Below are 14,483 nucleotides of genomic sequence, written 5' to 3'. Positions count from 1 at the left end.
TCGGGCCCGCCCGCACTCTACCGGCATCCCCTCCCCATGCACGGTTCCACGTGAAACCTCACAGAGCGCGCCAGCCGCCTTCGTCCACACCTCCGGGAACCGCATCCCCCGGCTCGTACGGCTCACGTGTGAAGACGAACGACCCCAGATCGAGATGGCTCACCGAGCCGTCCTCCCGCCGTACCACCCGGAGCGTCTCCCCCAGGTAGTAACCGTCGAGACCGGCCCAGGTCCCGTCCGGCCGGGCCGCGAAGCGCGACCCCCGGCCGTTGCCCCGCAACGGCTGAAGCTCCAGGGCGCGGCCGGCACCGAGCGAGAGGGCGTACGACGACGTACCCCAGAACCATGGGCCCGTCAGCGCCAGCAGTTCCTGGTCGACTTCGGCCGACGGCCGCCAGGGTTGCGGGATGCGCGGCTCGGCCTCGACGACGATACGGACCAGATCGGCCGCCACCGCCGGCGCGGACGCCCCCGACGTGGCGTTGGTGAGCGCGACCGCGGCCACCCCGTCCTCCACACTCACCCACAGGCCCGCGACAAAGCCCGGCAGCGAACCCGTGTGCCCCACCAGCGTCCGCCCACCGCTGTGGACGATCTGCATCCCCAGTCCGTAACCACCGGCCGTCTCTCCAGGACCCGCCGGAGCGGCGGGCGTGCGCATCTCCCGTACGGACTCGGCACTCAGCACCTTCTCGTCACCCGCCGCGAGGAACACGGCGAAGCGGCAGAGGTCGGCGGTCGTCGACCAGAGCTGACCGGCCGGAGCCATCACCCCGAGGTCCACGGCCGGTTCGGGCAGCATCACATCCGCCCACGGATGCACGGCCCAGCCACCGGCGTGCGGAGCCTCGGGCCGCACACTCGTACGGCGCATGCCCAGCGGTTCCAGGACCTCGCGCCGCAGCACATCCGCCCAGGAATCCCCCCGTACGGCCTCGACGAGCCGGCCGAGCAACGTGTAGCCGGGGTTGGAGTAATGGTGAACACGCCCCACGGGATGCATACGCGGCTGCTCACCCAGCACATCACCGAGCCCGGGACGCAGGGCACCCGGGGTCCGCTCCCACCACGGCCCAGGAGTCTCCGCAGCCAACCCGGCGGTATGACTGAGCAGTTGGGCGACGGTCACCTCCCCCACCCCCGTACCCGGAAGGTGCTCCTCCAGGGGGTCACCGAGGTCGAGCAGGCCTTCGTCACGCAGCCGCATCACCAGCACGGCGGTGAACGTCTTGGTGATCGAACCGATCCGGTACTGCGTACCGGCATCCGGCCCGTGCCCGTCGACCGAGGTACGAGAGCCCGTCCAGACGGTCTGCCCGTCACGGGTCACCGCAGCGACGAACGAGGGCGCCCTGCCTTCGGCCTGTGCGGTGGCGATGCGGTGCAGAAGGGCACGTTGTGTACAGGGGAGCAGCTCTTCGAGCGGGGAAGTCATGGTCAAGAGCTACCGGCCCGGCCTCACCCCGTCGACTTCTTTTCAAAAGGTCCAGCTGCGGGCTCTCCCTTTCGCTGTCGCAGGGCGGGCTCCCTCACGCCCGGCAGCACGCCTGCTACGCCTCCCGCTTCCCCGGAGCACCCTGGGCATCCGCCTCGTACCAGGGCCGGATCCGCAGGTAACGCCCCTTCACCACCGGCCCGCGACGCGGGGTGGCGCCGACCACCACGATGCTCGGGGTGACACGACTGGCGATCCCCGGCCAGATGGTCGAGCTCGAGGGAACCGCCGTCGCGTAATGCGCCCTCTCCACCCCTGCTGCTCGCGCCGGTCGAAACGGCACGAGCAGCAGGCAGACGGGTGACTTCCGGTGCTCAGAATGGTGGCGATCGGTGTCCATGGGCTCGACGGCGCATCCTTCCCGCAACGACTCCGACACGCAGACGCCCGCCTGCTGCCCGACGTACGTCAGCGCCGCGATGTCCGTGGACCCGAGTACGCCTGGGCGAACTCACTCCGGCCGCAGGCGGCCTCCGCCCATGTCCGGATCGCCTACGGGCACCGACTCGAACGGCCCCGACCACCGAGCTGCGCCGGCTCCGGTACACCGAGGACGATCACCCACAGCTGAACTGCCCGACGCTGCTGACGCACTGCTGGGATACGGACTCGACTGCTGAACTGAATCGGCCCCCTGCATCAGGACATCACGTCTGCGCCATGTCCACGAAGCGCGAGTAATGGCCCTGGAACGCCACCGTGATCGTCGCCGTCGGACCGTTACGGTGCTTGGCCACCATCAGATCCGCCTCACCGGCGCGCGGCGACTCCTTCTCGTACGCGTCCTCACGGTGCAACAGGATGACCATGTCGGCATCCTGCTCGATGGAACCTGATTCACGCAGGTCGGAGACCATCGGCTTCTTGTCGGTCCGCTGTTCGGGACCACGGTTCAGCTGCGACAGCGCGATCACCGGGAGCTCCAGCTCCTTCGCCAGCAGCTTGAGGTTTCGGGACATGTCCGAGACCTCCTGCTGACGGCTCTCCGCCCGCTTCGAACCACCGGACTGCATCAGCTGCAGATAGTCGATGATCACCAGCTTCAGATCATTGCGCTGCTTCAGCCGCCGGCACTTGGCCCGGATCTCCATCATCGACAGGTTCGGCGAATCGTCGATGTAGAGCGGCGCCTGTGAGACGTCCGGCATACGCCGTGCCAGCCGCGTCCAGTCCTCGTCCGTCAGCGTGCCCGAACGCATGTGGTGGAGCGCCACCCGGGCCTCGGCCGACAGCAGACGCATCGCGATTTCGTTGCGTCCCATTTCGAGGGAGAAGATCACGCTGGGCAGGTTGTTCTTGATCGAACAGGCCCGTGCGAAGTCCAGCGCCAGCGTCGACTTGCCCATGGCGGGGCGGGCCGCGATGACGATCATCTGCCCCGGGTGCAGACCGTTGGTCAGCGAGTCGAAGTCCGTGAAACCGGTCGGCACACCGGTCATCTCGCCGGTGCGGGACCCGATCGCCTCGATCTCGTCGAGCGCGCCCTCCATGATGTCGCCGAGCGGCAGGTAGTCCTCGCTCGTGCGCTGCTCGGTGACGGCGTAGATCTCGGCCTGGGCGGAGTTGACGATGTCGTCGACATCGCCGTCGGCGGCGTATCCCATCTGCGTGATCTTCGTGCCCGCCTCGACCAGCCGGCGCAGCACCGCCCGCTCATGGACGATCTCGGCGTAGTACTCCGCGTTGGCCGCGGTCGGCACCGTCTGCACCAGGGTGTGGAGATACGAGGCGCCACCCACCTTGGTGATCTCGCCGCGCCTGGTCAGCTCGGCGCCCACCGTGATGGGGTCGGCCGGCTCGCCCTTGGCGTAGAGGTCGAGAATCGCCGTGTAGACAGTCTCGTGGGCCGGGCGGTAGAAGTCATTGCCCTTGAGGATCTCCACCACGTCGGCGATGGCGTCCTTCGAGAGCAGCATGCCGCCGAGAACGGACTGCTCCGCATCGAGGTCCTGTGGGGGAACCCGCTCGAAAGCGGGGGAGCCTCCCTCCCAGCCGCCGCCCTCACCGCCGCGGTCGTGCTGCTCGTCGCGGCCCCGGCCTTCGCCACGGCGCCGACGGGGAGGCAGACGGTCACCGGGACCGCTGTCGGCCCAGGGGTCGTCCAACGGCTCGGAAATGCTCACCGGGCCACCTCCTCCCGTCCGCTTCGCGGACCTCGCTGTGCCACTCTTTCTTACGGCACGGCTCTGACAAATAAGATGCCCGACTCCGGTTCCGGCGCATCACGTTCGACGCGCTTCCAGGGCCGGAACAGAAGGCGGGCGCCGCACCACGGTAGGCCCGCGGGCAGCCTCAGCCAATCTGGTTATCCACAGGTCCTGTGGAAGAAAGACCAGTTGCTGTGGAGAACTCACCAGAACCTGTGCACGGACCGGGGGACAGCACTGTGGACAAACTCATAACACCCCCGCCTCCACCGCCCTGACCTGGCCTTTCTCCATCCACCGGCTGTGGGGAAGAAAAACTTCGCCGCCCGGTTCAAGATCAGAACAAACGGCACACACCCGGAGCCGAAAAGCGGCATCCCGTAAGGATCGAAGTGCCATTGCATCTCTTACCTGTGGAAGATTAGATTGAACCCATGACTCAGGCATCCACGGCGGCGAAGACCAGCCGGCGCCGACACGACCGCGAGATCATCGCACTCGCCCTCCCGGCCTTCGGCGCCCTGGTCGCCGAGCCCCTCTTCGTGATGGTCGACAGCGCCGTCATCGGCCACCTCGGCACCCCGCAGCTCGCCGGCCTCGGCATCGCCGCCACGCTCCTGATGACCGCCGTGAGTGTCTTCGTCTTCCTCGCCTACGCCACCACCGCCGCGGTCGCCCGCCGGGTCGGGGCGGGCGACCTCGCGTCCGCCATCCGTCAGGGCATGGACGGCATCTGGCTCGCACTGCTCCTCGGTGCCGCAGTGATCGCGGTCGTCCTGCCTTCCGCCCCCTGGCTCGTCGGTGTCTTCGGCGCCTCCGACACGGCGGCGCCGTACGCCATCACCTATCTGCGGATCTCCAGCCTCGGCATCCCCGCGATGCTGGTCGTACTTGCGGCCACAGGCGTCCTGCGCGGTCTCCAGGACACCAGGACCCCGCTCTACGTCGCCATCGGCGGCTTCGCCGCCAACGCGGCCCTCAATGTGGGTCTGGTGTACGGTGCCGGGCTCGGCATCGCCGGTTCCGCGTGGGGCACCGTGATCGCCCAGTGCGGGATGGCCGCCGCCTACCTCACGGTGGTGGTACGGGGCGCGAGAGCCCACGGTGCGTCCCTGCGCCCCGACGCCGCCGGCATACGGGCCTGCGCACAGGCCGGCGCACCCTTGCTGGTCCGTACGCTCTCGCTGCGCGCCGTCCTGATGATCGCCACCGCGGTGGCCGCCCGGCTCGGTGACGGGGAGGTCGCGGCCCACCAGATCATCCTGGCCCTGTGGAGCCTGCTGGCCTTCGCCCTCGATGCGATCGCCATCGCGGGCCAGGCGATCATCGGGCGTTATCTGGGCGCCAACGACGCCAAGGGTGCGCAGGAGGCCTGCCGGCGGATGGTGCAGTGGGGCATCGTCTCCGGGGTGGTGCTCGGGGTACTGGTCGCGGTGTCGCGGCCGCTGTTCATCCCTCTGTTCACGGGGGATCCGGTGGTACGGGACGTGCTCCTGCCCGCACTGCTGGTGGTGGCCGTGTCCCAGCCGGTCTCGGGCATCGTCTTCGTGCTGGACGGTGTGCTGATGGGCGCGGGCGACGGGCCGTATCTGGCGTGGGCCATGCTGGTGACGCTGGCGGTCTTCACGCCGATCGCTCTTCTGGTCCCGGTGGTCGGCGGCGGGCTGACCGCTCTGTGGTGGGCGATGACGCTGATGATGGCGGTCCGGATGGTGACGCTCCTGCTGCGCACCCGCTCGGGCCGGTGGGTCGTCACGGGCGCCGCACGCTGAGATCTGGGTGCTGAGAGCCCGCTGCCCGCTGAGAGCTGCGTTTCACGTGAAACGGCGGAAGGGCCGCACCCCGTGGGGTGCGGCCCTTCTGACTGCTCTGCGATGCGCAGCGCTTAGGCGGCGACGACCTCGACGTCCAGCTTCGCGGCGACCTCGGCGTGCAGGCGCACGGAGACCTGGTGCGAACCAAGGGTCTTGATCGGGGCGCCCAGCTCAACGCGGCGCTTGTCGACCTCGGGGCCACCGGCGTCCTTGATCGCCGAAGCGACGTCGGCCGGGGTGACGGAGCCGAAGAGGCGGCCTGCGTCGCCGGAGCGAACGGGCATGCGCACCTTCACGCCTTCGAGCTTGGCCTTGATCTCGTTGGCCTGCTCGATGGTCGCGATCTCGTGGATCTTGCGGGCGCGGCGGATCTGCGCCACGTCCTTCTCGCCACCCTTGGTCCAGCGGATCGCGAAACCGCGCGGGACCAGGTAGTTGCGAGCGTAGCCGTCCTTGACGTCAACGACGTCGCCGGCAGTGCCGAGGCCAGTGACCTCGTGGGTGAGGATGATCTTCATTTTTCGGTCACCCTTCCCTTATCGCGCGGTGGACGTGTAGGGCAGCAGCGCCATCTCACGGCTGTTCTTGACTGCCGTGGCGACGTCACGCTGGTGCTGCGTGCAGTTGCCGGTCACGCGGCGGGCACGGATCTTGCCGCGGTCGGAAATGAACTTCCGCAGCATGTTCGTGTCCTTGTAGTCCACGTACGTGACCTTGTCCTTGCAGAACGCGCAGACCTTCTTCTTAGGCTTGCGCACAGGCGGCTTCGCCATGGTGTTTCTCCTGTGTGATCAAGAAGTGGGGTACGGGCCCGCCCTAGAAGGGGGGCTCGTCCGAGTAGCCGCCGCCGGCGGAACCGCCGGAGCTTCCGCCCCAGCTGCCGCCGCCCTGCTGCTGACCGCCGCCGGCCGGTGCACCGCTGGCCCAGGGGTCGTCGGCGGGAGCGCCGCCGCCCTGCTGCTGGCCACCGGGGGCTCCGCCCCAGTTGCCACCGCCCTGCTGCTGGCTGCCGCCGCCGTATCCGCCCTGCCCGCCTCGGCCGGTGGTCTTGGTGACCTTGGCCGTGGCGTTCTTGAGGCTGGGGCCGACTTCCTCGACGTCCAGCTCGTAGACCGTGCGCTTGACGCCCTCGCGGTCTTCGTAGGACCGCTGCTTGAGCCGGCCCTGAACGACGACGCGCATGCCTCGCGTAAGCGACTCCGCGACGTTCTCCGCCGCCTGACGCCAGACCGAGCAGGTGAGGAACAGGCCTTCGCCGTCCTTCCACTCATTGGTCTGCTTGTCGAAGATGCGGGGAGTGGACGCGACACGGAACTTCGCGACCGCCGCACCGGACGGGGTGAAGCGCAGCTCGGGGTCGTCGACGAGATTGCCGACGACCGTGATGACGGTCTCGCCTGCCATGGGTGAACCTCTCGGCGGGGATTGCTGCTGGCTGCTTGTTGCTACTCGGACCCGATTACCGCTGAGCTACTGAGCTCAGTGGGTTTCGGGGCGGAGGACCTTGGTCCGGAGGACCGACTCGTTCAGGTTCATCTGTCGGTCGAGCTCCTTGACGACCGCAGGCTCGGCCTGGAGGTCGATGACCGAGTAGATGCCCTCGGGCTTCTTCTTGATCTCGTAGGACAGACGACGACGGCCCCAGGTGTCGACCTTCTCGACCTTTCCGTTGCCCTCACGGACGACGGAGAGGAAGTTCTCGATCAGCGGGGAGACAGCGCGCTCCTCGAGATCGGGGTCGAGGATGACCATCACTTCGTAGTGACGCATGTGGAACCCACCTCCTTTGGACTCAGCGGCCACGGTCGTTCCGTGGCAGGAGGGTCGTGATGCGTAAGCAACGGTATCGGCCGCCACTGACAAGCCGGCTTCTTCGAGGGAAGAGGCTTGTTTCCTGGCGTGGGCAGACACCGGTGCAGACCGTACAGACTACCTGCTCACCGCCTTCCGGTTGAAATCCGGCTGGGAAGGGCCACAATCTGTACACATCGGGTGTGTGCGGCATCACGGTTCGCCGCCTTCGAGCAGGAGGTGCCTTATGGCACATGCAATGCGACGTCGCTCCCCGTCCTCCCTCTTCGAGACGGACGGCAAGTCCCATCCGCTCCAGGACACGCTGCTCGCGGTGACGCTGGTGCTGGGCGCGATCGCCTTTGTCTCGGCGATGTTCCACGGCCTGCACCTGCTCAGTTCGTGGGCGGGGCTGGTGGGGATCCTCACGGGTGCGTACGGCCAGTTCGTCTCGGTCACGACACGTGAACGGACCCTGCTGATCCTCGGCCTGGGAGCCTCCGCGATCGGCTTCTACCTCGGTATGGCGCACGGCGGACTGTTCGGCGGGGTGCTCGGATAGGCCCGGCTCGGCCGGAGGGCCAGTCGGGGCGCTCCCCTGGCGCAGTAGGCTTCGGCGCGAGAGCCGGAGCCCCTGATCCCATGGGGACAGACCTGCCGAGGAGCGCCCCGCATGAGCCTGACCCTGAGGACCATCAGCCGAGAGCAGCATCTGGCGTACATCCAGAGCCTGCCCGCGGCGAGCCACATGCAGGTCCCGGCATGGGCCGATGTGAAGGCGGAGTGGCGTTCGGAGAGCCTGGGCTGGTTCGACGGCAGCGACCAGCTGGTGGGCGTGGGCCTGGTGCTCTACCGCCAGTTGCCGAAGATCAAGCGTTACCTCGCGTACCTGCCCGAGGGCCCGGTCATCAACTGGTTCGCGCCGAACCTGGACGAGTGGATGCGGCCGATGCTGGCGCACCTGAAGCAGCAGGGCGCGTTCTCCGTGAAGATGGGGCCGCCCGTCGTGATCCGGCGCTGGGACGCGACGGCGATCAAGTCGGGCATCCAGGACCCGGACGTGAAGCGCCTGCGCGACATCGAGGCGACGCACATCGAGCCGCGCGCCTTCGAAGTCGCGGACCGGCTGCGGAAGATGGGCTGGCAGCAGGGTGAGGACGGGGGCGCCGGCTTCGGTGACGTACAGCCCCGTTACGTCTTCCAGGTGCCGCTGGCGAACCGCTCGCTGGAGGACGTCCACAAGGGCTTCAACCAGCTGTGGCGGCGCAACATCAAGAAGGCCGAGAAGGCCGGCGTCGAGGTCGTCCAGGGCGGCTACGAAGACCTGGCCGAGTGGCAGCGGCTGTACGAGATCACCGCGGAGCGCGACCACTTCCGGCCGCGTCCCCTCTCGTACTTCGAGCGCATGTGGACGGCCCTCAACTCCGAGGACCCCAACCGGATGCGGCTGTACTTCGCGCGTCACGAGGGTGAGAACGTGGCGGCCGCGACGATGCTCATCGTCGGTGGTCACGTCTGGTACTCCTACGGCGCGTCGGCGAACCACAAGCGTGAGGTCCGGCCCTCGAACGCGATGCAGTGGCGGATGCTGCGCGACGCGTACGCCATGGGTGCGACGGTCTACGACCTGCGGGGCATCAGTGACTCGCTGGACGAGACGGATCACCTCTTCGGCCTGATCCAGTTCAAGGTGGGTACGGGCGGGCAGGCCGCCGAGTACCTCGGTGAGTGGGACTTCCCGCTCAACAAGCTCCTGCACAAGGCGCTCGACATCTACATGTCGCGCCGCTGATCCCCGCTCGACTCCGCATCCCTTCATATCTCCGATACACCGCAGCCCCGAGAAAGGTTCCGGACCGGCCATGGCGCTCACCCTCTATGTCGACACCGCGCGCTGGCGGGCGCACCAGAAGTCCGTGCTCGATCAGTTCCCGGGAATCGTGCCGGTCTGCAAGGGCAACGGTTACGGCTTCGGCCATGAACGGCTCGCGGACGAGGTGACCCGTTTCGGCTCGGACATCCTCGCCGTCGGCACCACCTACGAAGCGGCGCGCATCAAGGACTGGTTCGGTGGTGACCTGCTCGTCCTGACGCCGTTCCGGCGTGGTGAGGAGCCGGTTCCGCTGCCGGACCGGGTGATCCGTTCGGTGTCGTCGGTGGACGGGGTGCACGCCCTGGTCGGCGCCCGTGTCGTCATCGAGTGCATGAGCTCGATGAAGCGCCACGGGGTGAAGGAGGAGGAGCTCGGGCAGCTCCACGCGGCCATCGAGGACGTACGGCTGGAGGGCTTCGCCCTGCACCTCCCGCTGGACCGCATGGACGGTTCGGACGCGGTCGAGGAGGTCATCGGCTGGATGGACCGGCTGCGGGCGGCCCGGCTTCCGCTGCACACGATGTTCGTCAGCCACTTGAAGGCCGAGGAGCTGGCGCGGCTGCAGCAGCAGTTCCCGCAGACCCGTTTCCGTGCGCGCATCGGTACCCGGCTGTGGCTGGGCGACCACGAGGCGACGCAGTACCGGGGAGCGGTGCTGGACGTGACCCGGGTGTCCAAGGGCGACCGGTTCGGTTACCGCCAGCAGAAGGTGGCCTCGGACGGCTGGCTGGTGGTGGTGGCCGGTGGTACGTCGCACGGTGTCGGTCTGGAGGCGCCGAAGGCGCTGCACGGTGTGATGCCGCGTGCGAAGGGGGTGGCGCGGGCCGGGCTCGCCACGGTGAACCGCAATCTCGCGCCGTTCGTGTGGGCGGGCAAGCAGCGCTGGTTCGCCGAGCCGCCGCACATGCAGGTGTCGATCCTGTTCGTCCCCGCGGACGCCCAGGAGCTGAAGGTGGGCGACGAGCTGGTGGCCCATCTGCGGCACACGACAACGCAGTTCGACCGTCTCGTCGACCGCTGACAGCCCGCGGCGTCAGCCGCCGGACGTGGTGGTGCCCCATCTCACCCGGGGCCCCTCCACGTGGTGCGCGGCATGCCGCGGCGGGTGTGCCGCCCTGCCCAGGACGAACGTGTCCTGGGCCCCGTCGAGGACGCCCCCCGAGGGGTCGTCCGTCCCGTCGCGCCGTACGGTGTCCCGGTCGGGCATGAGGATGTCGCGTACGACGACGGCGCACAGGTAGAGCGTGGCCAGCAGGTGCAGCGCGATGGCGAGCTGGTAGCCCTCGGGGGGCAGCCCGCGCTGCTTGTCGCCGCTGGTGGTGTACGCGAGGTACATCCAGATCCCGAGGTAGTACATGACCTCGCCGGCCTGCCAGATCAGGAAGTCGCGCCAGCGCGGCCGGGCCAGGGCGGCGAGGGGGATGAGCCACAGGACGTACTGCGGCGAGTAGACCTTGTTGGTGAGGATGAACGCGGCGACCACCAGGAAGGCGAGCTGGGCGAAGCGCGGCCGGCGGGGCGCCGTCAGGGTCAGGGCCGCGATGCCCGCGCACAGCAGGAGCATCAGCAGCGTCGCGTACGTGTTGACGGCTTCGACGTCGAGCGGCTTCCCGGTGCGCTGCGTGATGATCAGCCAGAAGGACCCGAAGTCGACGGACCGTTCCTGGCTGAAGGTGTAGAACTTCTTCCACCCTTCGGGGGCGAAGAGCATGACGGGCAGGTTCACCAGGAGCCAGGCCCCTGCCGCGCCGAGCAGCGCGGCCCCGTACTCGCGGTACTTGCCCGCCCTCCAGCACAGTACGAGGAGCGGTCCGAGGAGGAGTACGGGATAGAGCTTCGCGGCGGTGGCGAGCCCGATGAGGATGCCGAAGGCCAGTGAACGTCCCCGGGACCACATGAGCATCGCGGCGGCGGTGAGGGCGACGGCGAGCAGGTCCCAGTTGATGGTGGCGGTCAGCGCGAGGGCCGGTGCGAGAGCGACGAGCAGCGCGTCCCAGGGGCGTCGTCGGTGCGTACGGGCGACGCAGACGGCGATGACCGAGGCGCAGATCATCAGCATGCCCGCGTTGACCATCCAGTAGGCCTGTTCGCGTTCCTGCACGGAGCCGTCGAAGGGCAGGGTCAACCAGGCCGCGACCTGCATGAAGAGCCCCGTCAGGACGGGGTACTCGAGGAACTGCATGTCGCCGGGCAAGCGGTCGAAGTACGGTACGAGGCCGTCGGCGAAGCCCCGCCCCAGGTACAGGTGGGGGATGTCGGAGTAGCAGGCGTGCGTGTACTGCGAACTGGTGCCGCGGAACCAGGCCCACTCGTAGCAGGGGATCTTCTGCACCATGCCGAGCGCGAACATGCCGATCGCGACCAGGGCGACGACGCGGACCGGCGTGAGGCGGCCGGCGCCGGGCCTGGCCCACCGGCCGGCGGGTCCGCCGATCAGCTCGCTGCCCGCCGCGGCGACTTCGTCCTGCTGCGTGGGCCGTACTACGGGCCGGTCCTCGTGCACGCTCGTCATGGGGTCATCCTGCCGTACGGGGCTGGGCATGCGGCGAGGGCCGCCGCACCGGGTGCGACGGCCCTCGTCAGGGGGGCGGGGGTGGGGCGTGGCGTCAGCCGTCGCCCCCTCCGAACAGGCCGCCGTTGCTGCTGTTGCCGTTGCCCGGCTTGCCGTCGGTGCCGCCGTCGGTGGTGGCGCCGTCGGTCGTGCCGCCCTCGGTGCCGCCGTCGGCGGCTCCACCCGTGTCGGTGCCGCCCGCGTCCGTACCGCCGGTGTCGGTGCCGCCCGCGTCCGTACCGCCGTTGTTGTCGCCGCCCTTGTTGTCACCGTCGTCGCAGGCCCAGTCGAGCGGCGAGCAGGTCTCGTCACTGGAGGGAGTGGCGGACTCGGACGGCTTGGCCGTCTCCGTTTCCGAGGGGGTCGGGGACGGTGTCGCGGAGGGCGTCTCGGAGGGCGTCTCGGAGGGCGTCTCGGACGGGGTGGGGGTCGGCGTCGGGCTCGGCGCGCCGACCGAGTCGGCCTTCTCACCGATCGGGTTGGCCTCGGGGAAGTCCTTTACGGGGTCGTTCTTGAGCGCTTCCTTCATGTAGTCCGTCCACACCTCGGCGGGGATGTCACCACCGTGGATGGAGGAAACGCCACCGGTGTCGTTCATGGAGAGCAGTTCGCGGGATTCGGGATCCGTACGGAACATGGTGACCGAGGTCGACAGCTGCGGGGTGTAGCCGACGAACCAGGCCGACTTGTTCTTGTCGGTGGTACCGGTCTTGCCCGCGGCCGGGCGGCCCAGCTTCTTGGCCTTGGTGCCGGTGCCGTTCTCGACGACGTTCTCGAGGACCTTGGTGACGTTGTCCGCGACGTCGTTGGTCAGGTTCTGCTTTCCCTTGGGCGCCACGAAGCCGGGCAGTTTCCGGCCGTCGCGGACGACCTCCACGACGGAGTAGGGCTCGTGGTGCTTGCCCGAGGCGGCGAACGTCGCGTACGAGTCGGCCATGCGGATGGCGCTCGGGGTGGACGTACCCAGGGAGAACGAGGCGTTGTTGTTGGGGTCCATGGAGTCCCTGAGGATGCCGGTGTCCTCCGCGACCTGGCGCACATTGTTCAGGCCGACGTCGATGCCGAGCTGGGCGAAGGGCGTGTTGATGGACTTCTCCATCGCCTCGGTGAGCGTGACGTAGCCGTACGGCGTGGGGCTCTCGTTCTTCTGCCGGAACGGCTTTCCCTTGTTGTTCATCAGGGGGTCGCCGTCGCGGTTCCTGATGACGGTGAGGTCGTTGCCGTTGTACTTGCTGTCCGGCGAGAGTCCTTGGCCTTCGGCGGTGTTCTGGGTGCCGTACTGCATCGCCGCGGCGAGAACATAGGGCTTCCACGTCGAACCGACGGGGACGCCGGAGGTGTCGGCGTTGTTGGTGAAGTGCTTCTTGTCCCAGCCCTCGCCGCCGTAGAGGGCGACGATCGCGCCGGTCTTCACGTCCACCGAGGCGGAGCCGAACTGGACGAACCTGTCCTTCTCCGGGCGCTTCTTGAGGTCCAGGAAGTCCTTGCGGGTCTTGTTGACCGCCTCCTCCATCGCCTCGACCTTCTCCTTGTTGAAGGTCGTGTAGATGCGGTAGCCGCCGCGCGCCAGGTCCTCGACCGTGAGGCCGGCCTGCTTCATCACGTACTTCTTGGCGGTCTCGACCAGGTAGCCCTTCTGTCCGGTGAGGCCGGTGGCCTCCTCGGAGTCCTTGAGCTCGGGGAACGTCGTGTATTTCGCCCGCTCTTCCTTCTCCATCAGACCCACCTCCACCTGACGGTCGAGGATCCACGCCCAGCGCTCCTTGGCCCGCTCGGTGTTCGCCTCGGGGGTGGCGTTGGTGCCGATGCCGCCGTCGGGGTTGTAGAGGTTCGGTCCCTTGAGGACCTGGGCGAGGAACGCGCTCTGCTCGGGCTTCAGGTCCTTGCTGTCCGTGCCGAAGTACGCCTGGGACGCGGCCTGGATTCCGTAGGCGCTACGGCCGTAGTAGGCGGTGTTCAGGTAGCCGGCGAGGGTCTCCCTCTTGTCTTCCTGCGTACCGACCTTGAGCGAGATGATCAGCTCGGTGAACTTGCGCTTCAGCGTCTGTTCCTGGTCCAGGTAGTTGTTCTTCACGTACTGCTGGGTGATGGTCGAGCCGCCCTGGGTCTCCCCGCCCGTGGCCATGTTGAACACGGCCCGGCCGATGCCCTTGGGGTCGACGCCCCAGTCGTCGTAGAAGGAGGCGTTCTCGGCCGCGATCACCGCGTCCTGCATGGACTTCGAGATCTTCTCGAGGGGGACGTTCTGACGGTTGCGCTCGCCGTCGGTCGTGGCGAGCTGCGTCTTGTTGTCCCAGTAGAAGACGTTGCTCTGCGCCTGGGCCATCTTCTGCGCGTCGGGCGTATCGACCCAGGCGAAGGCCGCTCCCGTCCCCACGACCAGGAGCGCGAAGAAGCCGAGGCAGGTGCCGCCGATCAGCTTCCAGGACGGCACGAACCGTCGCCACCCGTACTTGTCCGAGCGCGGGTAGTCGATGAACCGCTTCTTGGCCGGCGGTCCTCCGCGCCCCCGCGCGGGACCGCCCCGGCGTGCTCCGCCGGCCGCGCCGCGCTGGGCGGCGCGGCGGGCTTCGGCCCTGCCGCCCGGCGGGCGCTCGTCCCCGTACGAACCGGAGTACGACTCGGTGGTACTGGTGTGGGTGTCCCGCACGGGTGCCGCGCGGCGGCCTGATGGCTGCTGGGCGGCTCGCCGGGCCGCGGCGCGTCCGCCGTCCTGCGGCTGCGACGGTTTGCGACGGTGCTCGCTCATCGAACGACTACTCCTCGGGCAGGCGAGAGCGCCTGGAAGCGGCAGGTGAGTTCCGGTCCCCCC

12 protein-coding genes and 1 pseudogene are annotated in these 14,483 nt (G+C 68.4%); 5 read left to right on the top strand and 8 right to left on the bottom strand.

Annotation, left to right across the window (positions count from 1 at the left end):
• Window positions 1–58: 58 nt before the first annotated feature.
• Window positions 59–1,435: a serine hydrolase domain-containing protein gene (locus tag ABD374_RS16815; RefSeq protein WP_344495965.1), complete on the bottom strand. Its 1,377-nt coding sequence runs from the start codon at window positions 1,433–1,435 to the stop codon at window positions 59–61.
• A 212-nt stretch (window positions 1,436–1,647) separates the two neighbouring features.
• Between ABD374_RS16815 and ABD374_RS16810 the strand changes: the two are divergent.
• A pseudogene (locus tag ABD374_RS16810) lies at window positions 1,648–1,734 on the top strand (RidA family protein); the annotation flags it as partial.
• 408 nt (window positions 1,735–2,142) lie between these two features.
• Here the strand turns inward: ABD374_RS16810 and dnaB are convergent.
• Window positions 2,143–3,600 carry a replicative DNA helicase gene (dnaB, locus tag ABD374_RS16805; RefSeq protein WP_344496136.1) on the bottom strand — a complete coding sequence of 486 codons (1,458 nt, stop codon included), beginning with the start codon at window positions 3,598–3,600 and terminating at the stop codon, window positions 2,143–2,145.
• A gap of 476 nt (window positions 3,601–4,076) precedes the next feature.
• Here dnaB and ABD374_RS16800 point away from each other — a divergent pair, with 476 nt between their 5' ends.
• Entirely contained in the window at window positions 4,077–5,414 is a 1,338-nt protein-coding gene (locus ABD374_RS16800; protein ID WP_344495963.1) for an MATE family efflux transporter, read from the top strand.
• 113 nt (window positions 5,415–5,527) lie between these two features.
• Here ABD374_RS16800 and rplI read toward each other — a convergent pair whose 3' ends face one another.
• The 4 genes from rplI to rpsF form a co-directional block, all read right to left on the bottom strand.
• Window positions 5,528–5,974, bottom strand: a complete 447-nt coding sequence (gene rplI / locus ABD374_RS16795; protein ID WP_344495961.1) for a 50S ribosomal protein L9 — start codon at window positions 5,972–5,974, stop codon at window positions 5,528–5,530.
• A gap of 18 nt (window positions 5,975–5,992) precedes the next feature.
• The gene (rpsR, locus tag ABD374_RS16790) at window positions 5,993–6,229 is read right to left on the bottom strand and encodes a 30S ribosomal protein S18 (RefSeq protein WP_003949403.1); all 237 of its coding nucleotides are present in this window, start codon (window positions 6,227–6,229) and stop codon (window positions 5,993–5,995) included.
• A 43-nt stretch (window positions 6,230–6,272) separates the two neighbouring features.
• Entirely contained in the window at window positions 6,273–6,860 is a 588-nt protein-coding gene (locus ABD374_RS16785) for a single-stranded DNA-binding protein (protein WP_344495960.1), read from the bottom strand.
• Window positions 6,861–6,935: 75 nt separating this feature from the next.
• Window positions 6,936–7,226, bottom strand: a complete 291-nt coding sequence (gene rpsF / locus ABD374_RS16780) for a 30S ribosomal protein S6 (RefSeq protein WP_006604399.1) — start codon at window positions 7,224–7,226, stop codon at window positions 6,936–6,938.
• 268 nt (window positions 7,227–7,494) lie between these two features.
• Here rpsF and ABD374_RS16775 point away from each other — a divergent pair, with 268 nt between their 5' ends.
• The 3 genes from ABD374_RS16775 to ABD374_RS16765 all read left to right on the top strand — a co-directional run bounded on the left by ABD374_RS16775 (window position 7,495) and on the right by ABD374_RS16765 (window position 10,141).
• Window positions 7,495–7,809 (top strand): hypothetical protein, encoded by a 315-nt coding sequence (locus ABD374_RS16775; RefSeq protein ID WP_344495959.1) that lies wholly within the window; start codon window positions 7,495–7,497, stop codon window positions 7,807–7,809.
• 111 nt (window positions 7,810–7,920) lie between these two features.
• Window positions 7,921–9,039 carry a lipid II:glycine glycyltransferase FemX gene (locus tag ABD374_RS16770; protein WP_344495957.1) on the top strand — a complete coding sequence of 373 codons (1,119 nt, stop codon included), beginning with the start codon at window positions 7,921–7,923 and terminating at the stop codon, window positions 9,037–9,039.
• Between the two features lie 70 nt (window positions 9,040–9,109).
• Entirely contained in the window at window positions 9,110–10,141 is a 1,032-nt protein-coding gene (locus ABD374_RS16765; protein WP_344495955.1) for an alanine racemase, read from the top strand.
• A gap of 12 nt (window positions 10,142–10,153) precedes the next feature.
• On the opposite strand, the gene ABD374_RS16760 is transcribed toward ABD374_RS16765, so the two are convergent.
• The gene (locus tag ABD374_RS16760; protein WP_425577257.1) at window positions 10,154–11,662 is read right to left on the bottom strand and encodes a glycosyltransferase family 87 protein; all 1,509 of its coding nucleotides are present in this window, start codon (window positions 11,660–11,662) and stop codon (window positions 10,154–10,156) included.
• 64 nt (window positions 11,663–11,726) lie between these two features.
• On the bottom strand, window positions 11,727–14,420 hold the full coding sequence (locus ABD374_RS16755) for a transglycosylase domain-containing protein (protein WP_344495951.1): 2,694 nt from the start codon (window positions 14,418–14,420) through the stop codon (window positions 11,727–11,729).
• Window positions 14,421–14,483 lie beyond the last annotated feature (63 nt).

The organism is Streptomyces enissocaesilis (assembly GCF_039533765.1).
Taxonomy (GTDB): Bacteria; Actinomycetota; Actinomycetes; order Streptomycetales; family Streptomycetaceae; genus Streptomyces; species Streptomyces enissocaesilis.
Note: the sequence above shows the minus strand (reverse complement) of the source record. Positions and strands in the feature narration are given on the sequence as shown.